This is a genomic window from Pseudoalteromonas sp. S8-8 (assembly GCF_000497875.1).
In the GTDB taxonomy this organism is placed as follows: Bacteria; Pseudomonadota; Gammaproteobacteria; order Enterobacterales; family Alteromonadaceae; genus Pseudoalteromonas; species Pseudoalteromonas arctica.
The window spans coordinates 180,478-205,666 of record NZ_AUTR01000039.1; the positions used below are offsets into that span (position 1 = coordinate 180,478).

A 25,189-nucleotide genomic window follows, 5' to 3' on the forward strand; every position below is an offset into this window, starting at 1 on the left:
TAATTACTTACTGAAGATCAATTTATAATAATAAATTGCGGAGAGCACATGGCTAGTTCAGCACCACTGACATCACACACACAGTCGCAAAACCACCAAGATAAAAACTATGGTTTTGCACTTACATCTTTAACTTCACTGTTTTTTATGTGGGGTTTTATTACCTGCTTAAATGATATTTTGATTCCGCATTTAAAAGCGGTTTTCGATTTAACGTATGTACAAGCAATGCTTGTGCAGTTTTGCTTTTTTGGCGCTTACTTTTTAATGTCACTCCCTAGTGGACACATTGTTAAAAAGCTTGGTTATAAAAAAGGAATCGTGGTTGGGCTTTTAATTGCGGCAGTAGGGTGTATCTTATTTTACCCAGCAGCGTCTTTACATAGTTATCCTGTATTTTTATTTGCTTTATTTGTACTTGCCAGTGGCATAACGTTATTACAAGTATCTGCAAATCCTTATGTAAGTTTGTTGGGTTCAGCAAAAACTGCGTCGTCTCGTTTAACACTAACCCAAGCTTTTAACGCGTTAGGTACTACGGTTGCGCCATCATTTGGTGCTCTGTTAATTCTGGACTCAGCGTCAGAAGCCTTTTTAACACCGGCACAAAATGCAGAGTCAGTTCAACTTCCTTACCTCCTTTTAGCTGCAATGCTTATTTTACTAGCCGGTATTTTTGCATGGCTTAAATTACCAGACATTATGAGCGAGCAAAAAGCAGAAGCCGAAAAATCAGAGGCAATTGAAGGCAGTGCTTGGCAGTATCGCCATCTTGTATTAGGTGCTGTGGGTATATTTATGTACGTTGGCGCAGAAGTGGCAATTGGTAGCTTTTTAGTAAGCTTTTTAGCACAAGAAAATATAGCAGGGCTAAAAGAGCATGCTGCAGCTCATTACATCACTTATTATTTTGGTGGTGCTATGGTTGGGCGTTTTATTGGTGCTGCTGTAATGCAAAAATTACCTGCTGGTAAAGTACTTGGCTTTAACGCAACCATGGCTATTATTTTAGTCGTTATTGCCATGAGCACGTCGGGTCAATTAGCAATGTGGTCAATACTATTGGTTGGTTTATTCAATTCTATTATGTTCCCCACTATTTTTAGTTTAGCGTTAAATGGACTTGGCAAACATACAGCTCAAGGCTCTGGTATTTTGTGTTTGGCGATTGTGGGTGGTGCAATAGTGCCACTTTTACAAGGTGCACTTGCTGATAGTGTGGGTGTTCAACTTTCGTATGTTTTACCTATTTTATGTTACATATTTATCGTGTTCTATGGTTTAAGCGGTAGCAAACCAGTTCAAGCGCAGGAGACTCTATAATGAAAACCCCTTTTACACTTAATAAAATAGCCTTAGCAACATTAATTGCATCAGTAGGTACTTTATCGGCTTGTTCAAACGACGCAGTGACATCGGTTGAAAGTAATGAAACGTTATCTAAAACAGCGCAAATTTGGCCAAAACTTAATATTGCTGTTAAAAAAGATGCCAATATTGAAGCTAAAATAGTTAGCTATTTAAAAGCCATGACACTTGAGCAAAAGGTTGCTCAAATGATTCAGCCAGAAATTCGTGATATTACCGTTGAAGACATGCGTAAATATGGCTTCGGTTCATACCTTAATGGCGGTGGTGCATTCCCTAATGGTGACAAACATGCAACACCAATGGACTGGGTCGCCTTAGCAGAGAGCTTTTATCAAGCTTCTGTCGATGACTCAGTTGATGGCAGTAGTATCCCAACTATGTGGGGCACCGATGCAGTACATGGTCATAACAACGTAATAGGCGCGACGCTTTTTCCACATAACATTGGTTTAGGCGCGGCTAATAACCCTGATTTAATAGAGCAAATAGCGTCTATTACCGCAGTAGAAGTAATGGCTACGGGGATAGATTGGGTATTTGCACCCACTGTAGCTGTAGTACGAGACGACCGATGGGGCAGAACGTACGAAGGCTACTCTGAAGATCCAAAGATTGTTCACGATTACTCAGCAGCGATTGTAAATGGATTGCAAGGTAAAGCCGATGGCGACTTTTTAAGTGATAAGCGTGTTATTAGCACGGTTAAGCACTTTATTGGCGATGGCGGCACCGTTGATGGGGATGATCAGGGAAATAATATAGATAGCGAACAGTCGCTATTTGATATTCATGCCCAAGGTTATGTAGGTGGTTTGTCGGCGGGTAGCCAATCGGTTATGGCTTCTTTTAATAGCTGGAATGGCGTTAAAAATCACGGCAATAAATACTTACTTACTGATGTATTAAAAACACGAATGGGTTTTGATGGATTTGTAGTAGGCGATTGGAACGGTCACGGTCAAATTGAAGGCTGTACTAACGAAAGCTGTGCACAAGCCGTTAATGCTGGTCTTGATATTTTCATGGTGCCAACAGGCGCGTGGAAGCCGCTATATGAAAATACAATTGCACAAGTAAATGCAGGTAAAATAAGTATGAGCCGCATTGATGATGCGGTCGCACGTATTTTACGCGTAAAGTTACGCGCTGGTTTATTTGATAAACCAAGCCCGGCTAAGCGTCTTTACTCTGGAAAAACAGAGCTAATTGGTGCCCAAGAGCACCGCGAAGTAGCACGTCAAGCTGTGCGCGAATCGCTTGTATTACTTAAAAATAAAAATAACCTATTACCTATCGCAGCTAATCAACGCGTACTTGTTGCAGGTGATGGTGCTGATAATATAGGTAAACAGTCGGGTGGTTGGAGTATTACGTGGCAGGGGACTAATAATAAAAATGCTGATTTCCCTGGTGCTACTTCGATATATAAAGGGCTTGAAGAACAAATATCTGCAGCAGGTGGAAGTGTTACTTTAAGTGCTGATGGTACGTTTGATCAACGTCCTGATGTTGCCATTGTTGTATTTGGTGAAGAACCTTACGCAGAAGGGCACGGCGATAAAGATAACCTTGAGTTTGAGCGCGGAAATAAAAAGTCATTAGCACTTTTAAGCTTGCTAAAAGAGCAAGGTATCCCTGTTGTATCGGTGTTTATATCAGGTCGACCTATGTGGGTTAACAGCGAACTTAACGCATCTGACGCGTTTGTAGCTGCATGGTTGCCAGGTACAGAAGGCGCAGGTATTGCTGATGTTTTATTAAAAGCGGCAGACGGCACCATTCAAAATAACTTTAAAGGTAAATTATCGTTTTCTTGGCCTAAATCAGCGGTACAAACTGCAGTTAATAAAGGCGATGAAAATTACGACCCATTACTCCCTTATGGTTTTGGTTTAACGTACGGCGATAAAAACGTATTAGCTGACGACCTTGATGAAGACTCTAAACTTGATAACTCAGGGCTTACGAGTATGGATATACTTGTTGGTGCACCTGTAGCACCATGGCGCTTATTGTTAAAATCGGGCGATGAGCTTTTAGATGTATCGAGTAGTACTCATGAATTTGGTGCAATTAAATACCGAACTGAGGACAAAATAGTACAAGAAGACGCGCGCCAATTTAACTTTAGCGGTGCAGAAAAAGCCAGTGCTGAAATAGTAACAAGCTTTGCAGAAGATACCATTACTTACGTTGAAGCAGATAGTGTAATTAGCTTTGATATTAAATTAAACGAAGCACTAACGAGCGATATAGCACTTGCTATGACTTGCTCGGGTGAATGTGGTGCAAGCATTGATTTAGCAAACGTAGTGGATAAAACCATTGAGAATAAATGGCAGTCAGTATCAATCGATTTAGGTTGTTTTGCTGATAAGGGTGTTAATTTTGCAAACCTAACAAGCCCATTTAGCTTACGCAGCAATGGTAAAGCATCAATTTCTGTGGCTAATATTCAGTTTGTGCCTAATAAGGCAGACGAGGCTACACTGTCTTGTAAGTAGTTTATTAACTCTATTGTGTGTATACCAAAGCCCTTCGAATGAAGGGCTTTTTTTATGTAGAGGATTAATACTAACCTGCATAAATACTTGAGCTAATTGATATAACTTAATAGGGGTAAATCTATATAAATACAAAGGGTTACCACGTTTTTATTGGTGGGACCTTTTTTATAATTGCTTATAAAATAATTAGCACTGCATTAAGAGGTTTTTTTCGTCAAAGCTAACTACTTTATCTCTGCCGGTTTCTTTAGCAAGGTAAAGGCGTTTATCAGCCAACGACAGTAAGTCTTTTACACTCATTTTACCATTTACAGAGTGACTCACTCCCGCGCTCACAGATAGGTTTATATGCGCGTTTTGATAATAAAACGGATGCTTAGAAATATTTTCACGTAAGTGCTCTGCATATTCTTTAGCTGCTCGTAGGGAATAGTCTGGTAGTAATATTGCAAACTCTTCACCGCCTATTCTGGCGCAAATACCTTCATCAAAAAATTGCTCTTTTATGTGCTGTGCAATCCATTTAATTGCTTGATCGCCCGTGTCGTGGCCATACTTATCGTTTACATGCTTAAAAAAGTCGATATCTAAAATAATTATAGATACATTTATATCATTGTTATTAGGTTGTTTAAGGACTGCTCTAGCGTTGTTAAAAAAACCTCTGCGATTAAATAACTGTGTAAGAGAGTCGGTATTGGCAAGGTTCGATAGCGTGTATTCACTATTGGAAAATAACAAAAATGGCAGTATAAGAGCACTCAGTGTGGCTAATAGTAAATGACTAATAAGCACAATTTGCAAAGGGGTTGCTACATCTTGAATACTCGAACTAAGTACCGGTATTGATAGAAATATAGCATTTAAAAACATAACTCCACTGTGCACTAAAAAGCAGGTAATTAACGCCTTTTTCTGGGCTTTAGCAACAAAGCTCATGCTTTTGATTAAATACGCTGTGTAAATAAATAATCCGGCAATTACTAAACTCGTTAGCATTTTTGCTGCACCGAAAGGATAAATTGCCAATAACAATAAGCTAGAAAAACCAAATATACAGTAAAGAGGCATTAAGCTGATTTTTTGTACGTTTTTGTACTTATATAGTCCAATAATAATTAAAAGCGGACTAGTAATCATTGAAACACTAGCTAAATAGTGGGTTATTAAAGGAAGATCTATGAATAAGCGCAAACATGCCAGTATTTCGGCTAATGCAAATGTGGCACAGGCTAAACCAAATAATAAAAAAGATGTTTGTTTTTTATATTTGTAAATTGAGAGAAAAAATAAGCTTATTAATAAGTTAAGGATAAAAGAGAAGAAGATCACAGTAGGCAAATGAAACATGATTTATTCTCTTTATTATAAAATGATGAAATATATATTTAACTAACTGTTGTAATTATTATGTATTAATAAGAAAAGGTCAATTCAGTTAAAAGGATTGCTTTTTCAATTTTTATATTTTACCTCAAGAATTATTAACGCCCGCTAAACCAAACTCGCTAAAGCTGATTTAATATCAGGATGATGAAAACTATAATTATGAACGAGTGCCTTTTTAGGGACTACAAATTGTCCCGTTGTTAGTAAGTCTGACATTTCACCCATTAATAGTTTAAGTACTGCAGTGGGCATAGTGATAAATGCAGGTCGCGATAACGCCTCGCCTAAGCTTTTACCAAATTGAGCATTGCTTACAGGATTTGGCGCAGTTGCGTTAACAGGGCCAGTTATTTCTGGATGCTTAATAATAAAGAGTATTAGCTGAATCATATCGTCGATGTGTATCCACGACATTCCTTGCTCGCCATTACCAATTGGGCCGCCTAAACACAATTTAAAGGCAGGGAGCATTTTACTTAATGCTCCACCTTTTTTAGCTAAAACAATACCCGTGCGTAAAAGGCACACTCTGGTGTGTTCTGATTGCGCGAGTAGCGCTGCATTTTCCCAGTCTTTACAAAGCTGGTGGCTAAATTCGTCGTGTGGGTTTTCAAAAGTTTCATCAATAGGGTTACTATTTTGTCGACCATAAAACCCAACGGCGCTTCCAGATATATAAGTATGCGGGGCAGTGCTACAAGCTTTAATAGCTTCACTAATTTGCTGTGTAACACCAATACGACTGTCGCGTATTATTTGCTTTTGTTTGTCGCTCCAGCGTTTATTTACAATCGGTTCGCCAGCTAAATTAATAACAATATCAACGGTGTTAAAATCTACTGCATTAACATTGCTTACGGCTTTAACTTTATGGCCCAATAATACGTTTGCTTTAGTCGGATTTCGGCTAAGCACAGTAACAGTATTATGGTGAAGTAAAAAAGGGCATAAGTGCTTACCAATTAATCCCGTCGCGCCAGTAACAAATATATGCATTATTAATCCTTACAATAAAATAGTAGCAAGTGATTAAAAACATACTCGCTAGCAAACAGCTTTGCAAATTTATACGTAAAACAGGCTTTTATGATCACTTCGTAATTATTTCATTTAATTACCTTTTGCCTTACACTAAAGCCATATAATTAATAAAAGGATTAATAAATTGGCAAGTTTAACTGGAGTAAATAAAAGCTTAATAGTTTTTGCTTCCTTGGTGGTCGTACTCGCGGGGATAAAAGCGGCAAGTGTAATTATTATTCCGTTTATTTTGGCGGCGTTTATTGCCATTATTTGTAATCCGCTTATCAAGTTTTTTGCGCGCTACAAAATTCCTAAAGGCATTGCTGTTATGTTGGTAGTGCTTATTATAGTTGGCTTAGGTGTAAGCCTAGGCGGGCTTGTAGGGCAATCAATAAACGATTTTTCGCAGCAACTTCCTGAGTATAAAACACAACTCAAAGAAGAATTTGTATGGCTGGTCGATTTAGCATCTCAATACAACATACTGATTAATAAAGAACAGTTAATCAATATGTTCGACCCAGGTAAAATGGTTGATGTAGCCACTAATATGCTCACCGGTTTAGGTGGCGTAATGGCAAACATGTTTTTAATTATTTTAACCGTTGTTTTTATGTTGTTTGAAGGGCCAATGCTGAGCAAAAAAATACACATGGCACTTGAAGATCCCGATAGCAAAATGAAGCAAATTGACCGCTTTTTAGAGTCTATTAATTCATATTTGGCAATTAAAACGCTAGTAAGTTTAGGTACGGGTATTATTGCTGCGTTTTACTTATGGATTTTAGACGTTGACTACTTTGTGCTGTGGGGGGTATTGGCATTTATGTTCAATTACATTCCTAATATTGGGTCAATTATTGCGGCTGTACCGGCTGTATTACTTGCGCTTATTACTCAAGGTCCGTTAATTGCGGGATTGGTTGCTGCAGGTTATTTAACAATAAATACGGTGATGGGCAATATTGTAGAGCCTAAGTTTTTGGGCAAAGGGCTGGGTCTTTCAACGCTAGTGGTATTTTTATCATTAATATTTTGGGGCTGGTTATTAGGTACTGTGGGTATGCTTTTATCTGTGCCATTAACTATGATTGTAAAAATAGGCTTAGAAGCCAGTGCTGAAGGTAAGTGGGTTGCCACCTTGCTAGGCAGTGGCGAAGACGTTGCTAAAAATAACTAACATTTATAACCATCAAGGGCTGTAAAATTAAAGCCCTTGATGGTTAAGTTATCAGTAAATACAGGGCTATTAATTAACAAAAAATTTAATAGCGTCATCCACCGCGTTTATTGCGCCTTCTAAATATCCTGCTTCTTGTTTTGCAAACTCACTCGCTACAAAATGAATGTTCAAGTTATTTAATTGCTCATCTAAGCATGAAAAATCAAATTCTGGGTGCTGCGAAGGCTGAGTTTGATCGTCTCTATTAGCTACAAACTTATCGTCTGCCCAGTCTTTAATAAAATACCCCGTTGCCTTTTCAGCATCCTTACCATAAAAGTAGCTAAGCTGCTGGGCACAGGCTTGAATTAATTGCTCTTTAGTTACTTGGTTTCTTGATAAGTAGGGCACACCTATAAAGCCAAATAATGCGGCGTAATTGCTATCCTCAGCACTGGCATCGTGAACTTCGACCATAGGGCCTACGCGACTAAAGCATTGGCCTGATAAGTTTTTATCACGCCAAAATGCATGTTCAAAAGTAGCTATAAATTTGGCTTGTCCTGCCATCCATGTAGGTACGTTATTTAGGCGGTTTATGAGTGTTGGAGTAGCCCATAGTTCAGGTGTTAAGTGTGTTGTAACCATACGAGCAGGAATAGCTGAAATTAGTTTTTCAGTAGTAAGGTGCTTTATATTACCTAAGTGATTAACCGTAATTTGCCAGTTATTATCACCTTTTTTAAGCTCAGTGACATTGTGTTCTAATAACACTGAATCAGGATTAAGTTGCTCGTATAAGGCAGTTATTAAGGTATTCATGCCGTGTTTGAGTCTAAATAGTTGCATATCTCCAGCACCTGCAATTTGTTGAGGCTGCTTGGCGTTAGGTGCTTGATATAACACATCACCTTTGTTGTATTGCTCAAATATACTTAAGTGGAGTGACTTTACTAAAGCTTGGATTTTTGGTTGGTGAGGAAATATCCACGTAGGACCCAAATCAAAACTAACATCGTTATTTATTGGTGATTGCGCAGCAAAAATTCGGCCGCCTAATTGCGATTTAGCTTCCAGTAATAAGTACTCAATATTAAGCAGTTGTAATTTATACGCACTGTACAAGCCGGCGAGTCCGCCACCTATAATTATTACTGGTTTAGTCATTTATTTACCTATTAGCTATTTAGCAATCTACTAGTAGGTAGTTTGTTTTGATATGAATAAATTGTCAAGTAGGCTAAACGTAACTAGTTTAGTGTGCTTAAGTTACGTTAAAATGGGTGTTTTAGTGATTCTGTAAATTGATTTATAAGCTCTATTTCACAGAGTTTATAGCTAATGGCCGCTGTTGTCGCATTAGGAAGTTTTATTAAGTAACGCCATTGGCAGGCGCTCTCAAGGTACTTTTCGTTATTTTTAATGCTGCGCATAAATAACGGTAATACTTGCGTATTGCCTGTGCTTTCTTGTGATTTAGTTAGCTCATATTTGCGCTTTTGTATCCAACTGCCTTGTGCTTGCTTTGCTTTATCAATTTGGGTATCTAGGCATTGAATATACCGCTTAGCTTCATCGGTTGTTGCTTTAGCGGCTAAAGTACATGCCTCATCTGCAAAGCTGTACTGGCTTGTAGCTAATAGCACAATGGCAGTTAGTTTTAATAAATAGTTACTTTTTGTCATTGTAATTAAACTCTAAAATAAATTGAGCGCCGGCTAAGTTATCAGCATCGGTAATGGTAAGCGTCCCGTGATACGACTTAACTAAATCAGATACAATCGCCATGCCTACGCCGTGTCCGCTTTCGTATGTATCGAGGCGAGTACCACGTGTAAGTAAAGATTCACGTTTATCCTCTGGCACGCCAGGGCCATCATCGCTAATTCCAATACACAGAGTTTTACTTTGGATTACTTGTATTTCTACTTGCGAGCGACACGCTTTACAGGCGTTATCAATCAAGTTACCGAGTAATTCCATTAAATCTGTTTGGTCACCTAAAAAGTAATCTTTTTCGGTTACGGTGCAGGTAAAAATAATATCTTTATCACGGTATACTTTTGCCATAGCACTGAGTATTGAATCGAGTACTGGCTTAATAGGTGTTTGCTTTTTCCACGTGTCTGATGCACCCGTTGCAGCACGCTTTAATTGGTGCTCGATCATCACATTAATTCGGTCGAGTTGTTCTTGTGCATCGGCATCATTTGCCAATGGACTTGATTTAAGTACTGCAAGCGGTGTTTTAAGTGCATGAGCAAGGTCGCTTAATGAGGCTCTGTAGCGCTCTTTTTGGCGCTGTTGCGACTCAAGTAGCAAGTTTAGGTCTGCTTTTATTGTTTGCAGCTCTACAGGGTAGAGGCCTTTAATTTCTTGAATATCACCCGATTCAATCGCTTTTATTTCTTTATCGAGTCGTTGGAGTGGGCGAGCGCTCCAAATGAAACCAATCGCCATTAGGCCTGCAATTGCAATCCCCATGATAAACATCCAATCTACAAGGGTTTGCTTAAAGCCATCCATCAAACGAAGTAGAGCGTCGTTTCGTTTAACTAATATAAAGCGGGCTTGTTCTGATTGATCTATGTTGTTTAAAATTACAGTCAGGCTAAGTTGCCAGTACGCGGTATTATTATACTCCACGCGCCTGAAGTCGGCGGCACCGGCTTTGGTCTCTATTTGTTGAGGTACATAGTTTAAATTTACAGCCGATTCTGAGTTCCAAACAGGGTCATCATCGCGGTAAATCATTGCGTAGGTATCTGAATTTAATCTGTTTAACTCAGGCGCTAAAATAGTGCTGGGCATAATAATACCATGCTCAGTAAAGTCGACTTCAGATATTAGCGAGTAAAGCTGTGCCTCGAGGGTTTTTTCTGTCGCATCAACAAGTGAAGCGTAATACGCTTTGCCAATTGAATAAAATAAGATAGGGAGTGCGACTAATAAAACAAAGACAAGGATAAATCCTTGCCTTATTTTTAACGATATTTGCGGTATTACCACTGGCTTTTAAGCCTGTAACCACGCCCACGTAGTGTTTCTACTGGGTTTAGTACGCCTTCTGGATCAAGCTTTTTACGCAAACGTAGTACAAATACTTCAATTACGTTTGAATCAAGGTCGAAATCTTGGTCGTAAATATGCTCAGTAAGTTCTGATTTAGAAATTACTTTTTGCGGGTTTACCATTAAGTATTCAAGTACTTTATATTCGTAAGCTGTAAGGCTAAGTTCTTTATCATCAACCCATACTTGTTGTGAACGTGTATGAATTTTAATTGGACCCGCAGTCATTTCTGGATTTGCTTTACCAGCACTGCGACGGATTAATGCATTACAACGTGCAATAAGTTCTTCAACATGAAATGGTTTAGTAAGGTAGTCATCAGCACCCGCATCTAAACCTTCTACCTTATCCTGCCAGCGATCGCGCGCTGTTAAGATTAAAATAGGGATAGTAATGCCTTGTGCTCGTGCTTTATTGATTAGCTCAATACCGTCTATTTTAGGTAAACCTAAATCAACTACGGCCATATCAAGCGGGTATTCTGTAATGTGGAAAAGACCTGCTTCACCATCGTGACATAAATCCACGCTGTAACGTTCTTTTTCTAAAGCATTACGTAGGTTATCTGCTAAATGTAAATCGTCTTCAATAACTAAAATTCGCATTTGTTAATCCTTTTTCACTTCGCCGGTTTTTTTATTTATATGTAAATCAACGACGTGGCCGTCAGATTTGAGTATTCGTACGGTATAAAAATCTGTTTTTTCGGTAATTTTTAAGGTCTTACCGCCTATTGTTTTCTTTGCAAGTATTACGGCTTTCTTTTTGTCCACCTCAGCATGAGATGCTTGGGTGGCCGTCGCTGCTTGAGCAAAGTTAGCTAAGCTAACACAAGCAATAAAACCGAGGCTTAATAATACGCGCATAATGGAAAACTCCTAGACCAGACCCACTTAGTTTAATTAACTAAGTTACTAAAATTCAAGTAAAAACGCTAAATTCGCTTTTATCTCAGTAATTTTAATTAAAATCTTGTGAACAAACCCTGAATTACAGTGCAACACACGCTCTTAGGGTTTAATACACTTTTAAGCAGGGAACACTTTTTTGAAAGGTTTAACAATTGTATTTTCATAGATGCCAGCGGCAACGTAAGGGTCAGCTGCTGCCCACTCTCGAGCTGCTTCTATTGACTCAAACTCAGCAACAACTAATGAACCGGTAAAACCTGCTTCTTGAGGATCTTCACTATCGACTGCCGGAAACGGACCCGCAGTTAATAAACGGTTTTGTGAATCAAGCTCACTAAGGCGTGCTAAATGTGCCGGGCGTGCTGCTTTTCTAAGCTCTAAGCTGTTTTCAACGTCTGTTGAGTGAATCATGTACAACATAAGGAATCTCATAAAATTGTTAAATTTAATTAACGCAATACTACCACAGCGTTGAAAATTGGTGAATTAAAAGCGTATTTACACAGGTTTACACTTCGATTTTATTTTTAAGCTGTAATTGCTTGAAAATCTCTGTGTAACACTGGTAGAGTCGCTGAAATATACAAAATAATAAAAAGGTTTTATGCATGAGCGAAAATAGAGAACGATTTAGTTCCCGTCTCGGATTCATAATGGCAGCGGCAGGTTCGGCTGTTGGTATTGGTAATTTAGTTGGTTTTCCGGTTTCTGCTACCAAAAATGGTGGTGGCGCATTCTTATTAATTTACGCCTTATTTGTCGTGTTCATTTGTTTACCAGTCATGATGGCTGAAATGGCAATGGGTCGTAACGCTCAAAAAGATCCACTTGGTTCGTACAAGCTATTATCTACTAACGATAAAAAATGGAAGCTAGCAGGTTTTTTAGCGGTGCTTACACCATTTATGATTGCTGTGTTTTATATGGTAATTACGGTTTGGATTTTTGGTTACTTAACGCAAACAGGCCTCGGTAATTTAGATTTACTTGCAGATCCTGGCCACTTTGGTGTTTTTATTAATAGTTACACTGTGTTTGGTTATATGGCCGTTGTGGTTATTATTGTTAACTTAATTTTATTAGGGGGTGTTAAACAAGGCATAGAAAAAGCCGCTAAATTTTTAATGCCAGCCTTACTTTTCATGCTACTTGCCTTAGTTACTTATGTATTAACGCTTGATAACGCAATGGCCGGTGTTAAATACTACATTATTCCTGATTTTTCTAAGATGAGTGCAAGTGTACTTAATGGCGCATTAAGCCAAGCGTTTTTCTCGCTATCGCTGGGTATGGGTATATTAATGACTTACGCGTCGTACATTTCTAAAAAGGATGACATTGTAAGTAGCGCTAAAATGGTCGCTATTACAGACTCACTCGTTGCGTTTGTAGCGGGCCTAATGGTGTTGCCCGCTATATTTAGCTTTGATCCAAACACAGACCCATCAGCACTTTCTGACTCGTCTGTATCAATGATTTTTGTATACCTACCTAAAATATTATTAGCACTGCAAAATGATATTGGTTATGTCGGTGCGTCTATTGTTGCGTTCTCATTCTTCTTATTAGTATTTTTTGCAGCGATTACTTCACTTGTTTCAATAGTAGAAGTACCGACAGCAACACTAAGTGACCGTAAAGGTATTAGCCGTAAAAAAGCATTGGGCATCCTTACACTTTCAACCGGTGTACTTACTATTTTATGTACAATGTCGTTTGGTATGATTGACAGCCTTACTTCGTTCACCAGTTATGGCGGCGTTAATAAGAGCTTTTTTGATATTATTGTTGATGTATTTTACGACACAATTTTACCGCTTAATGGCTTAATGGTGTGTTTGTTTGTAATGTACCGCTGGAAAAAAGCACGCTTAACACAAGAGCTAAGCTTAGGTTCGCCTAATTATGCTGGAAGCTTGATGGAAAAGTACGTTAACTTTTCACTTTCAACGTTTATTCCTGTCATTCTAGCTGTGATATTTATAAATACAGTGGCGACTAAGTTTTTTGATTTAAAAATATTTGGTTTTTAAATAGACCTCTTTAAAAGCTTGTTGAATAATAAAATGCCGCTCAGCTAAGCTTAGCGGCATTTTTTATAGGCGTTTTTTACAGGTATCTGGTCTAACTATTATACCAACCTGCATAAATCTTTGATCAATTTAACGAATTAAATTGCACTAAAACGTCGTTAAAAATTTTTTATTTAGAACAACTAGATACAAAAATTTTTGCCTAGTTCTAGCGTAATTTTCTTAACGTTAAATAGACCCCATATATAAGCAGATTGGTATTAAAGAGATTTAAAATGAATAAAATTATTATTGGGTTTGCTTTTGCTATTTCATCATTTGGCGCATTTGCACAAAGCGCTGATGGTTGGCCAGAAGGCGGTGCAATGCACACCGGCAATACTTATAATTTAGAGGGTAATAGATACAAAACTAAAATCAGTAAAATGATGGATGAAATTTACGCGCAACTAACTGATGATTACCAAGTTGATGCAGTTAAAGCGCAAATATCAGCATGGGAGCAGTATATAGATGCTACATGTAATGTTGTTGGAGTAGCAACAGGTGCTGGTGGCTCTTGGCCCTCAACGTATAGTGTTAAATGCGAAAGAAGCCTAAGTTATGATAGATACTTTGCGACTAAAAATGCGCTAAAGTGTGTTAATAGATTGAGCAAAGAAGAGTTTGTAGGACATAGCGAAAAGTTAAATTGTTTAATTCAAACATTAAATATAAAAATATTTTAAGACCTACATAGCGCTACAGCTAAATTATACAGTTAGCTGTAGCATTTTAGGCTTTATAGCAACTCAATACTTACTGTTGCACCTTTTTCGATATTGCCGCTTTGTGCTGGCACTACAATTAAGCAGTTAGCTTTACTAAGCGACGAAAGTACACCCGAGCCCTGTTTATTAAACGGGGCAACCACTAAGTCACCTTGCTCGTTAATTGTTGCTGTACCACGCTGAAAGTCAGCTCTGCCAGGGCGCTTTTTAATAACGGATGTAGTAACAGCGTTAAAGCGCATTTTAGGGTTTACTTCACCAAGACCCGACAGCTTTTGCAGTGCAGGCTCTACTAATTGATTAAACGTAACAGCAGCCGACACAGGGTTACCTGGCAAGCCAAAAAAGTAACTGTTACTTAATTTACCAAAGGCAAAAGGTTTGCCTGGTTTCATGGCTATTTTCCAAAAGTGGATATTGCCAATTTCGTTGAGCACTTCTTTAGTAAAGTCGGCTTCACCAACCGATACACCGCCTGAGCTTATTACGGCATCGGCAAGTTCGTTCGCTTTTAAAAATGCATTAGTGATGAGTTCTTTGTCATCAGGAATAATTCCTAAATCAATCACGTCGATATTGTTTTGTTGCAGCGCACTAATAATAACAGCGCGGTTACTTTCAAAAATAGCACCTTGCTTAAGCGGCTGACCAGGTTCTATTAGCTCATCACCAGTAGAAAGCACGGCTATTTTTAAGGTTCTTACCACGTCTATATTGGCAATCCCTAAAGATGCAAGTAATCCCACATCAACGGCTTTTAATTTATCGCCTGCTTTTAAAATAACATCGTCAATTGCAATATCTTCACCAGCAAAACGCACGTTTTCATTTAGCTCAGGTTGCGCAGTAAACGTAATTTTATCGCCATCAACCGAGGCGTTTTCTTGCATTACAACGCCGTTAGCGCCGGGTGCAATGGCGGCGCCGGTCATTATTCTTACGCATTGCCCTGGGGTAAGCGTTCCTTCAAAAACTTGACCCGCAAACACGCTACCTACTTGTGTATAGGTTAAGCTTTTATCTGAAATACATAGCGCATAGCCATCCATTGCAGAGTTGTTATGAGCTGGTACGTTTATAGTTGATTTAACATCGCTTGCTAAAACGCGATCAACGCTTTGCATTATAGTGATGGTTTCAACGTCTTTAACAGGCGTTATTGAGCCAAGTATATTTTGTATTGCAGCTTCAATTGGCAATAAACCGGGTGCATTGCAAACATCGTTCATATATATTGCTTACTTAAATCATTTTATTTTGAAATAATACTTATAATGTCAAAGCTTTACAATACATGGTTGGGTTATTTTTTGCTTATAGCATGCACGCTTTCGTGCGGCGTAAACGCAAAAGAAACGCTGCAAGTAGCCGTAGCGAGTAATTTTAAAACTGTATTGCAAACCCTACTAAAAAAATCCCCATTACCTAATGTTGACGTGAAAATATCAGCCGCTTCTAGCGGTGTTTTATATTCGCAAATAGTGCATGGTGCGCCATTTGATGTGTTTTTATCGGCTGACGATTTTCGACCGCAATCACTTATTAAAGAAGGTTATGCCGAGCAAAGTAGTTTAATCACTTACGCGTTAGGCGAACTTGCTTTGTGGCAACCCAAAGCTGAAAAAGTAAATGATAAAGTAGCCATTGCTAATCCGCGTTTTTCACCATACGGGCGTGCCTCAAAGCACTACGCGAATAACCATTTTAAAAAGCCAGTAAATTATGTGTACGGTAATAACATTACGCATGCGTTTCAGTTTGTTGAAAGTGGTAATGTAGGAGTAGGGCTGGTAGCTGTTTCATCACTAAAGGCGGCTTACAGCAACACGCATGATCAAAAATATTTAGATTACACCGTGCTGCCTACAAATCAATATCCCGATATAATTCAACAAGGCGTTATTATTAAGTCGACTAAAAAGCGTGCTAGCGCTAAGCAACTCATGCAATTTTTAATGACGCAGGCTACGCAGCAGCAGTTAATTGAATTAGGTTACAGAATAAAGGACAACAATGCTTCAAAGTGATTTAACCGCGCTGTGGTTAACTATAAAACTTGCCTTTATAACCGCAGTGCTCCTTCTTGTTTTTTGTATTCCACTGGCTTACAAGCTCGCTGGCTATAACGGTAAATTTAAACCATTTTTAGAGGCATTAATTGCAATGCCTTTAGTGCTGCCGCCTACGTTATTAGGGTTTTACTTACTTGTTTTGTTTTCGCCTGATCACGCTTTTGGGCAGTTTTGGTTTTGGCTAACGGGTACTCAGCTTGCGTTTAGTTTTCAGGGCGTGGTTATTGGCTCGCTTTTTTATTCGCTGCCTTTTGTAATGCAGCCGCTTGTGGCTGGGTTTAAGCATATTAATCAAACCTATAACGAAGCAGCCATTGCGCTTGGGTTAAGCCCGTTTAAACGCTTTGTGCATTTAATTATTCCGCTTTTAAAACCCAGTATTGGTAGCGCATTTGCTTTAGGCTTTGCGCATACATTGGGTGAGTTTGGTTTGGTATTAATGATTGGCGGTAATATTCAGGGGCAAACACAGGTGGTGTCTATTGCGCTTTATGACCATGTTGAATCGTTAAATTATACGGCGGCGCATCAGCTTTCACTTATTTTACTGGCTATTTCGTTTGCCTGTTTAGTGCTGTTATTTAAGTTTAATAAAAGCATTGTTGGGGTTAAGCAATAACATGATTAAGTTAAGCCTTTTTAAAGCACTCAATAATTTTGATTTAGATATAAACCTTGAGCTTGAGTCGTTTAATGTATTGGGTGTTTACGGGCCTTCTGGCTCGGGTAAGTCAACATTACTGCGTTGTATTAGCGGTTTAGAGCCTGCAAAAAGTGTTTATGTAAACAATCAGCCAGTGCATGAGTTGCCAAGCGATAAACGCGGTATTACGCTTCAGTTGCAATCGTGCCCGTTGTTTCCTCATTTAGATGTGGCAGGTAATTTAGCGTTTACACAAAAACACTGTGCCAATAAGCAAACCAGCTTAACGCTTCAATACGTTGTTAAAACACTTGAATTACAAGATTTACTAAATCGTGATGTACAAAGCTTATCGGGCGGTGAGCGCCAACGTGTAGTATTTGCGCGCACTTTGCTTGCCGGGCAAAAATTTATAATGCTTGATGAGCCTTTTAGCGCACTTGATTGGTCATTGCGTTTTAAAACGCTCACTAAACTTAGCGAGTTTGCAGTTAAGTTTAATATTAAATTTATAATAGTAAGTCACTCATTAAAAGAGCTGCTATTTTGCTGCGATACCCTTATTCAGCTTGATAAAGGTAAGGTGATAAACCAAGGTGCAAGTGCACACGTTGCAAAAGCTATTTATGCAAACGATAGACAAACACCGCTGAGCTTAATTAATTACAATGTGGTTAAATTTGATGAAGACTACGGGCTATATCAACTGCAATTACAGCAAAGTGAGCAACCGCTTTTTGTGCTTCCTGCACTTATAGATAGCAGTAATAAGCTAATTATAGAAAGTGAGCAAATGTCGTTTAGTGCGTTAAAGCCTGAGCAAACAACGCACAGTAATGTTTTAAAGTCGATATTAACTCAGGCTGAGCTTATTAATAATAAGTGGCAGCTAACGCTTAATGTAGATGGGCAAACATTGTATTGCTTGGCTTCAAGACGAGTGTGGGACAAAAACGACTTTAAAGTGGGCGATGTGCTTTATACAACAATCAGCAATCTAGAATAACTAAATACTGCACACCGCACATTGACTGTTTTTAGCTATTTTAAAACGATTAAACTCCATGCTTAAACCATCCACCAGCAATAAGTGTTCGCTTAAGCCGCTGGGTAAACCAGCAAGCATTTTTAGCGCTTCAGTAGCCTGAATACTGCCTATTAGCCCCACAATTGGGGAAAGTACGCCGGATTCAGAGCAGCTTTGTGTTTGTTCACTAAAAAATTGCGATAAACAACCATAACAGTGGCTGTTTTCATCCATAGTAAAACAGGCGACTTGTCCTTCCATACGTATTGCAGAGCCTGACACCAGCGGAACTTTAGCCTTAAAACAGGCGCTATTAAGTGCATTGCGCGTTGTTAGGTTATCTGAGCAATCAATCACTATATCAATGTTATTAAATAATTGTTCTGTAGAGGTACTTGCATCAAAAAATGCCTCAATAGTGTTTATGTCTATTTCACTATTAAGCGCGTTAAGCTGTTTTTTAGCAGCACTGCATTTTGAGCTACCAATATCACTTTCTTTATACAGTATTTGCCTTTGCAGGTTGGTCACGTCTATTTCATCGTTGTCAACTAAGGTAAGCGTCCCAACGCCAGATGCCGCTAAGTATTGACCTACCGCACACCCAAGCCCACCCACACCAATAATTAAAGCATGCGATTGCCATAGTCGCTCTTGTCCGTCTATATCAAGCTGCGGGAGCATAATGTGCCGAGAATAGCGCAGTTGCTGCTGGTAAGTTAGCGGTGTTTTTTGCATTTTCAAACTTCTCATACTTTTTTTGAACAATACCAAGTTGTTAAATCCAAGAGCAAGTAGTAACGCTTTTTATTTGCACTCTAACAACCCAGAGCCCTTCACTCATATAGTGCAACTATAACGTATAAAAACAAGTGTTGCATGTAACCATATGAAATTTATGATTTTTAATTAGTGGCTCAGTAATTGCTATATCGGGTTAACTTAAATTTAACAAACATTGGGCTGCTACTCATATAAAAGGGTGGGGCATTAATAAAACAATAATACGTTTACGAGGAAAATAAACATGCAACCGAGTTCTGGGTTTAACCTAATATCCTTTAAAGGAAAAATGAAAGTATTACATCTGAGTTGGATGGTCTTTTTTGTGTCATTTTTTGTATGGTTTAACCATGCTCCATTATTAGGTGCTATAGCAGGTTCGCTTGGGATCACCATGGCACAAGTTAAAACATTACTAATTTTAAATGTAGCGTTAACTATTCCAGCGCGTGTTGTGGTGGGTATGCTAACCGATAAATTTGGTCCCCGTATTGTTTATGCGGCACTACTTATTAGCTGTAGTATTCCATGTTTTATGTTTGCTATGGCAACCACATTTGAGCAAGCCGCAATAGCGCGTTTTGCTTTAGGCTTTATTGGTGCTGGCTTTGTTGTGGGCATTCGTATGGTGAGTGAATGGTTTCCTGCTAATGAGTTGGGTATAGCTGAAGGTATTTATGGCGGTTGGGGTAACTTTGGTTCAGCAGCAGCGGCTATGTTATTGCCAATTATTGCACTAATGTTTGGCGGCGAAGATGGCTGGCGTTATGCAGTAGGTTTAACCGGTATATTAAGCGTTATATTTGGTGTTATTTGGTACTTAAATGTAACCGATACGCCAAAAGGCGGTACATACTTTAAGCCTAAAAAAGTAGGCGCAATGGAAGTAACCAGTAAAGGCGACTTTGTATTACTGCTTATTATGAAAATTCCTATGTACGGCGCATTAGCATTACTTACTTGGAAGCTTTCGCCAACCGGTGCTAACCTAATTTCGGCTAATTTTGTACTTGTTGTGTATGCTTTTTTAGTTCTACTTTATATTTACGAAGTGTATAAAACCTTTGACGTAAATGGTCATATTTTTAAAGAGCCTGTACCTGAGTCGCATCGTTATGAGTTTAAGCAAGTGGCTGTTTTAAATATTTTATATTTTACAACTTTTGGTTCTGAGCTTGCGGTTGTCTCTATGTTGCCGCTGTTTTTTATGGATGTGTTTGCGCTTGATATGGTGTATGCCGGTATTTTAGCCTCTGCTTACGCATTCATGAACTTAGCATCTCGCCCTGGTGGCGGTTGGATTTCAGATAAATTGGGTCGTCGTATAACACTTATTGTACTTACGATGGGTCTTGCTGTTGGTTATTTTTTAATGGGCTTGGTTGATGCATCGTGGCCTTTATGGCTTGCAGTTGTAGCGGCTATGGCGTGTTCGTTCTTTGTGCAAGCTGGTGAAGGCGCTGTATTTGCCGCAGTACCGCTAATTAAGCGCCGTTTAACAGGGCAAATTGCAGGTATGACAGGCGCTTACGGTAATGTTGGTGCAGTAGTTTACTTAACGGCATTGTCACTTGTTGATTATCAAACCTTCTTTTTCATTATTGCGGGTAGTGCATTACTTGGCTTAGGCGCACTGTTTTTTATGAAAGAACCAGACGGACACATTACCGAAGTAAATGAAGACGGCACCGTTGAACTTATTTCAGTGACTTAAGGCATTATTGACTATGTTTGATGAAACACACCACGCTAAAGCGCTAAAAAATGAACTCAATGTTTCATTTGGCGGGCACAGCGCTAAAGGGTTAAAAGCAGAAAACCAAGATGCGTTTGCTGCTCTTAACACTAAAGCGCAAGAAAAAGAGTCTAAAGGCGTTATTGCCTGCTTAGCCGATGGGTGTTCATCAGCAAAAAATGCGAAACAAGCGTCTCAACTTTCGGTTACTCATTTTATAAATGAGTATTTAAATACCCCCGAAAGTTGGGCGGTTAAAAAGTCAGTGTCGAAGGTGTTAGCAAGTTTAAATCAGTGGCTTTATTCGCAATCGGTTAATTACAATCACTTAGGTCAGCGCCAAGCCGATTGGATGACGACTTTTACAGCACTTATTTTAAAGTCGGCAACGGGTTATATATTTCACTTAGGTGATACGCGTATTACTCGCTTGCGAGGAAATAAAATAGAGGCAATAACACGGGATCACAAAGTAAACGATACGCTAACGCGTGCACTTGGCGCACAACTTCATCAAGAAATAGATGTATACGAAGTTGACCTAAAAGCAGACGATATTTATATATTAACCTGCGATGGCGTACACGATGTGCTCCCAAGTAGTGATATAGCTAAATTAATTAACGAGCACACTAATTTAGAAGATGCAGCTAAAGCAATTACCGAACTTGCATTAGCGCGAGACAGTGACGACAACGTAAGTTGTTTACTGGTAAAAGTAGAAAATATTGCCGAGCAAAAGTTAGATGAGCTTTATCATTCGCTAACACGACGAAAAATTCCACCTGCGCTTAATGTTGGACAAAAAATTGATGACTACACGGTTATCCGTAAATTGCATGCCAGTAGTCGCTCGCATATTTATTTAGTGCAACAAGCGCCCGATATACCGCCAGTGGTTTTAAAAGCACCTTCGGTTAATTTTGAAGACGATGTGCACTATCTTCAAGGCTTTATAAGAGAAGGCTGGGTAGGGCAACGCATAAACCATTTAAACGTGATGAAAGTACTGAGTACGCAATCGCAGAGTCGTTTTTTGTATCATATTTGTGAGTACATGGACGGGCAAACACTCAGTGATTGGAAGCACGATGTGCCGCACCCAGAAATAACCCAAGTGCGCAGTATTATTGAACAAATAGTACATGCACTAAGGGCGTTTCAGCGACTCGATATGGTACATCGTGATTTAAAGCTCGATAATGTAATGATAGATGCGCACGGTAAAGTAACGCTCATTGATTACGGCACAGTAAGTGTTGCGGCTATGGACGAGTCGGTTAAACAAATTGCGGATGATTGCCCGCAAGGCACTGCCGACTACACCGCACCCGAAACACTTATTACTATGCATGCCGATTTTAAAAGTGATTTGTTTTCACTTGGCGTTATTGCATACGAGTTATTATGCTCAAAATTGCCTTACAAACCACTGCCACTTAACCATGTAGCGCCAAAAGATTACAGCCATTGGCACTACACAAGTATTCGTAAATACAGAGCCGATATTCCGTTTTGGTTAGATCAAGCCCTAATGAAGGCGCTTGCCCCTAAACCAGAGCTCAGATACCAAGCTTTTTCTGAGTTTATAAACGATATCAACAAACCTAATCCTTATTTAGAAAGTACCGCTAATAAAAGTTCAATAATGAAACGCGATCCAGTTATGGTATGGAAATGTATTTCGCTGTGTTTATTTATTGCTTTGGTATGTGTATTAATAATTAAAACTTAGAGAACCAAAATGCTTAACTATAAGAACAACTTACCTATTATTTTTATACTGGGTTGCTTCACTGCGCCTTCAATAAGCTTTGCTGCGCAAACTGATCTTGATTTTAGACTGCGTTTTGAAAGCGTTGATCAAGAAAATGCCTTAAAAGATGCAAGCGGCTTAACACTTAGAACCCGCTTAACGCATCAAACAGATGAGGTGAATGGTTTTTCAGTACTTATTGAAGTAGAAGACACTCGCAGCCTATTTGGCGTAGATGATTACAACAATACGGTGGGGAAAAATACTAATTACTCTGTTATTGCAGATCCAGAAAACACTGAGATAGACCAAGGTTTTGTTAAATATGCCCGCGATGGTCTATCGCTAAAAGTAGGGCGCCAAATAATAGCCCTTGATGGGCAGCGTTTTGTTGGGCACGTAGGTTGGCGCCAAGACAGACAAACCTTTGATGCAGCAACCATTAATTACGCATTTAATAACATAGATTTACAATACAGTTATTTAAATAAGCGTAACCGCATATTTGCTGACGATAAAGACATTAAATCGTCCGATCATCTAATTAATGCAAGCTTTAAAACAGACTACGGTAAAGTGGTTTTATACAGTTACTTATTAAGTGACGATGCACTACAAGACGACAGTTTAGACACTTATGGCGTTTCTTTTAACGGTAATAAAACCCTAAACGACATAAAATTTTATTACAAAGCGGAGTATGCAACGCAGTCTGCCTCAACAAGCGTGAGTGATTTTGATACCGATTACTATGCACTTGAAGGCGCTGTGGATTTAAATGGGTTGGGTATAAAAACAGTAACATTAAAAGTCGGCATAGAGTCACTTGGCTCTGACAATGGCGATTACGGCTTTGCAACACCACTTGCCACGCTGCATAAATTTAATGGTTGGGCAGATACATTTTTAAATACACCCACACAAGGCTTGGACGACACCTACATAAGCTTAAATGGTAAAGCGTTTGACGGAAAATGGCTGGTGGCTTATCACAGTTTTGATGCTAATGAGCAATCAAATGGGATTGACGATTTAGGCAATGAGCTAAACGTACAATACGTTAAACCTATTAATAAACAGTACGCAGTGGGTGTTAAATATGCTGATTACTCAGCGGGCGATACTGCAGCTAATAAAGTCGATACTCAAAAATTGTGGGTCTGGATGAGCGCTAAATTTTAATCCTCTTTATCTTCTAATATTCACTTGTAATTTATAGCGACACAAGATGGTGCAATTGCACCATCTTGTTGAGCTTTATGCTTTTCACCTCTGCACCAATGTAGCCAACTTGCTGATTTTAAATGCTTATATATTTGGCTTACATATTGCTATAACAAACCTATAACAAATTATTCGATTTCAATTTTAGTCAATTACTAAAATAGGTATCACTTTAAGGTGAGTAAATGCTAAGCAAGCAGCGTGTTGTAGTGGTAGGAAACGGAATGGTGGGGCATCATTTTGTGCAGCAGCTAGTTTCTCAAAATCAAGCTGATGAACAATTTGAAATTATGGTACTGAGCGGTGAAGACCGTTTAGCGTATGACCGAGTGCAACTATCTTCCTTTTTTAAAGGTAAAACCGCAGACGACCTCGCACTTACATGCAGTAAAACCTATGACGATTGGCAAGTGTGCTTTCATACTCATTCTAAAGTGGTTGATATAAATCGTGATGCGCAAACAGTAACAACCGCTAAAGGGGAGTTGTTTGAATACGACAAGCTTGTGCTTGCTACAGGTTCATTTCCATTTGTACCTCCTATACCGGGTAAAGATCGTGAGCATTGCCTTGTTTATCGCACCATTAACGATTTACACGCAATAAAAAACTCAGCCCACGGTAGTAAAGTAGGCGTGGTAATTGGTGGCGGTTTACTGGGGCTTGAGGCTGCAAACGCATTAAAGCAACTGGGTTTACAGACTCACGTAATAGAATTTGCACCGCAACTTATGGGCGTACAAGTTGATGCGGGAGGCGGTCGGTTACTAAAAAACAAAATTACAGATTTAGGCGTTACTGTGCATACATCGGTAGCAACCGAGAAAATAGTAGAAGGTGAAAGTTGCCGTTATAAAATGTGTTTTAAAGGCGGTAAAACCCTTGAAACCGACATGATTGTATTTTCTGCGGGAATTCGCCCTTATGATAATTTAGCCCGCGAGTTTAATTTAGAGATAGGTGAGCGCGGCGGTATTGTAATTAATAACCATTGCCAAACGAGTGATGAAAACATATACGCGATTGGTGAATGTGCACTATGGAATAATTTTATTTTTGGCTTAGTGGCACCCGGTTACGCCATGGCTAAAATAGCAGTTGGGCATATTTTACAACAGACCCAGCAAGACTCTCTGCAAAGTACTGGCTTAGGCAATAAAGCCGATGAATTTAGCGGTGCCGATATGAGTACTAAGCTTAAATTAATGGGTGTTGAAGTAGGCTCTATTGGCGATGCACATGCACGCAGCGAAGGCGCAATAAGCTATTACTTTGAAGACCAACCCAATGGCATTTATAAAAAAGTAGTCACTAATTCACAAAGTAATAAGCTGATTGGCGCAGTACTTGTTGGCGATACCAGCGATTACGATAATTTACTGCAATATCATTTAAACGACATTGAACTTACCACCGCCCCCGAAGCGCTCATCATGCCCCTTGCCGGCGACATCGCAGAGCTAAGCGCCGACGACTTGCCTGATGACGCCATTATTTGCGCTTGTCATAAAGTAACTAAACACACCATTGAGCAAACAGTCGCTAAAGGCTTTATAGACCTAGCAAGTGTGCAGCAAAGCACCAAAGCCAGTACAGGTTGTGGAGGGTGTGAAAAACTCGTTCAAAACGTAATAAACAGCGCACTCGCAAAAGCTAGTAACACCATTAACGTAGTTACCCTTAATGAGCCTGTAAAGCAACCTGCATAAAT

At 39.1% G+C, this 25,189-nt stretch carries 22 protein-coding genes; 12 read left to right on the top strand and 10 right to left on the bottom strand.

Features of this window, described 5'->3' with window-relative positions; genetic code table 11:
- Positions 1-48: 48 nt before the first annotated feature.
- Positions 49-1,323 (top strand): sugar MFS transporter, encoded by a 1,275-nt coding sequence (locus L659_RS0113635; RefSeq protein WP_024590904.1) that lies wholly within the window; start codon positions 49-51, stop codon positions 1,321-1,323.
- Complete coding sequence (locus L659_RS0113640) at positions 1,323-3,875, top strand: glycoside hydrolase family 3 protein (protein ID WP_024590905.1); 2,553 nt, start codon at positions 1,323-1,325, stop codon at positions 3,873-3,875. Before L659_RS0113635 ends, L659_RS0113640 begins: the two co-directional genes overlap by 1 nt.
- Positions 3,876-4,064: 189 nt before the next feature.
- On the opposite strand, the gene L659_RS0113645 is transcribed toward L659_RS0113640, so the two are convergent.
- Positions 4,065-5,018: a GGDEF domain-containing protein gene (locus L659_RS0113645; protein ID WP_081709162.1), complete on the bottom strand. Its 954-nt coding sequence runs from the start codon at positions 5,016-5,018 to the stop codon at positions 4,065-4,067.
- 354 nt (positions 5,019-5,372) lie between these two features.
- The gene (locus tag L659_RS0113650) at positions 5,373-6,263 is read right to left on the bottom strand and encodes a TIGR01777 family oxidoreductase (protein WP_024590907.1); all 891 of its coding nucleotides are present in this window, start codon (positions 6,261-6,263) and stop codon (positions 5,373-5,375) included.
- Between the two features lie 169 nt (positions 6,264-6,432).
- On the opposite strand from L659_RS0113650, the gene L659_RS0113655 reads away from it, so the two are divergent.
- Positions 6,433-7,470: an AI-2E family transporter gene (locus L659_RS0113655; protein ID WP_024590908.1), complete on the top strand. Its 1,038-nt coding sequence runs from the start codon at positions 6,433-6,435 to the stop codon at positions 7,468-7,470.
- 69 nt (positions 7,471-7,539) lie between these two features.
- Here the strand turns inward: L659_RS0113655 and L659_RS0113665 are convergent, their stop codons facing one another.
- The 6 genes from L659_RS0113665 to L659_RS0113690 all read right to left on the bottom strand — a co-directional run bounded on the left by L659_RS0113665 (position 7,540) and on the right by L659_RS0113690 (position 11,855).
- Entirely contained in the window at positions 7,540-8,619 is a 1,080-nt protein-coding gene (locus L659_RS0113665) for a flavin monoamine oxidase family protein (RefSeq protein WP_024590909.1), read from the bottom strand.
- A 107-nt stretch (positions 8,620-8,726) separates the two neighbouring features.
- A complete protein-coding gene (locus L659_RS0113670) occupies positions 8,727-9,137 on the bottom strand; it encodes a hypothetical protein (RefSeq protein WP_024590910.1) in 411 nt (136 codons plus the stop codon).
- Positions 9,124-10,461, bottom strand: a complete 1,338-nt coding sequence (locus L659_RS0113675; protein WP_024590911.1) for an ATP-binding protein — start codon at positions 10,459-10,461, stop codon at positions 9,124-9,126. Before L659_RS0113675 ends, L659_RS0113670 begins: the two co-directional genes overlap by 14 nt.
- Complete coding sequence (locus L659_RS0113680) at positions 10,455-11,129, bottom strand: response regulator transcription factor (protein ID WP_007375447.1); 675 nt, start codon at positions 11,127-11,129, stop codon at positions 10,455-10,457. Before L659_RS0113680 ends, L659_RS0113675 begins: the two co-directional genes overlap by 7 nt.
- Positions 11,130-11,132: 3 nt before the next feature.
- Positions 11,133-11,390, bottom strand: coding sequence for a PepSY domain-containing protein (locus tag L659_RS0113685; RefSeq protein WP_002959808.1), 258 nt, complete (start codon positions 11,388-11,390; stop codon positions 11,133-11,135).
- Between the two features lie 162 nt (positions 11,391-11,552).
- Complete coding sequence (locus L659_RS0113690; protein ID WP_010552536.1) at positions 11,553-11,855, bottom strand: YciI family protein; 303 nt, start codon at positions 11,853-11,855, stop codon at positions 11,553-11,555.
- Positions 11,856-12,043: 188 nt separating this feature from the next.
- Between L659_RS0113690 and L659_RS0113695 the strand changes: the two genes are divergently transcribed.
- Positions 12,044-13,468: a sodium-dependent transporter gene (locus tag L659_RS0113695; protein WP_024590912.1), complete on the top strand. Its 1,425-nt coding sequence runs from the start codon at positions 12,044-12,046 to the stop codon at positions 13,466-13,468.
- A 275-nt stretch (positions 13,469-13,743) separates the two neighbouring features.
- Complete coding sequence (locus tag L659_RS0113700) at positions 13,744-14,196, top strand: DUF1311 domain-containing protein (RefSeq protein ID WP_024590913.1); 453 nt, start codon at positions 13,744-13,746, stop codon at positions 14,194-14,196.
- A 53-nt stretch (positions 14,197-14,249) separates the two neighbouring features.
- On the opposite strand, the gene moeA is transcribed toward L659_RS0113700, so the two are convergent.
- A complete protein-coding gene (moeA, locus tag L659_RS0113705) occupies positions 14,250-15,467 on the bottom strand; it encodes a molybdopterin molybdotransferase MoeA (RefSeq protein ID WP_024590914.1) in 1,218 nt (405 codons plus the stop codon).
- 45 nt (positions 15,468-15,512) lie between these two features.
- Here moeA and modA point away from each other — a divergent pair, with 45 nt between their 5' ends.
- From modA to L659_RS0113720, 3 genes are read left to right on the top strand one after another with little or no spacing between them, the layout of a single operon-like run.
- Positions 15,513-16,265 (top strand): molybdate ABC transporter substrate-binding protein, encoded by a 753-nt coding sequence (gene modA, locus L659_RS0113710; RefSeq protein ID WP_024590915.1) that lies wholly within the window; start codon positions 15,513-15,515, stop codon positions 16,263-16,265.
- Positions 16,252-16,929, top strand: coding sequence for a molybdate ABC transporter permease subunit (gene modB / locus L659_RS0113715; RefSeq protein WP_002959821.1), 678 nt, complete (start codon positions 16,252-16,254; stop codon positions 16,927-16,929). The genes modA and modB overlap by 14 nt, the downstream gene beginning before the upstream one ends.
- A gap of 1 nt (position 16,930) precedes the next feature.
- Positions 16,931-17,959: an ATP-binding cassette domain-containing protein gene (locus tag L659_RS0113720; protein ID WP_024590916.1), complete on the top strand. Its 1,029-nt coding sequence runs from the start codon at positions 16,931-16,933 to the stop codon at positions 17,957-17,959.
- Here the strand turns inward: L659_RS0113720 and moeB are convergent, their stop codons facing one another.
- Complete coding sequence (gene moeB / locus L659_RS0113725) at positions 17,960-18,718, bottom strand: molybdopterin-synthase adenylyltransferase MoeB (protein WP_024590917.1); 759 nt, start codon at positions 18,716-18,718, stop codon at positions 17,960-17,962.
- A 289-nt stretch (positions 18,719-19,007) separates the two neighbouring features.
- On the opposite strand from moeB, the gene L659_RS0113730 reads away from it, so the two are divergent.
- From L659_RS0113730 to L659_RS0113745, 4 genes are all read left to right on the top strand, one after another.
- Positions 19,008-20,477: a NarK family nitrate/nitrite MFS transporter gene (locus L659_RS0113730; RefSeq protein ID WP_024590918.1), complete on the top strand. Its 1,470-nt coding sequence runs from the start codon at positions 19,008-19,010 to the stop codon at positions 20,475-20,477.
- Positions 20,478-20,490: 13 nt separating this feature from the next.
- Positions 20,491-22,233 (top strand): bifunctional protein-serine/threonine kinase/phosphatase, encoded by a 1,743-nt coding sequence (locus tag L659_RS0113735; RefSeq protein ID WP_024590919.1) that lies wholly within the window; start codon positions 20,491-20,493, stop codon positions 22,231-22,233.
- 9 nt (positions 22,234-22,242) lie between these two features.
- Positions 22,243-23,436 carry an alginate export family protein gene (locus L659_RS0113740; protein ID WP_024590920.1) on the top strand — a complete coding sequence of 398 codons (1,194 nt, stop codon included), beginning with the start codon at positions 22,243-22,245 and terminating at the stop codon, positions 23,434-23,436.
- 227 nt (positions 23,437-23,663) lie between these two features.
- Positions 23,664-25,187, top strand: a complete 1,524-nt coding sequence (locus L659_RS0113745) for an FAD-dependent oxidoreductase (protein WP_024590921.1) — start codon at positions 23,664-23,666, stop codon at positions 25,185-25,187.
- The last annotated feature ends 2 nt before the right edge of the window (positions 25,188-25,189 follow it).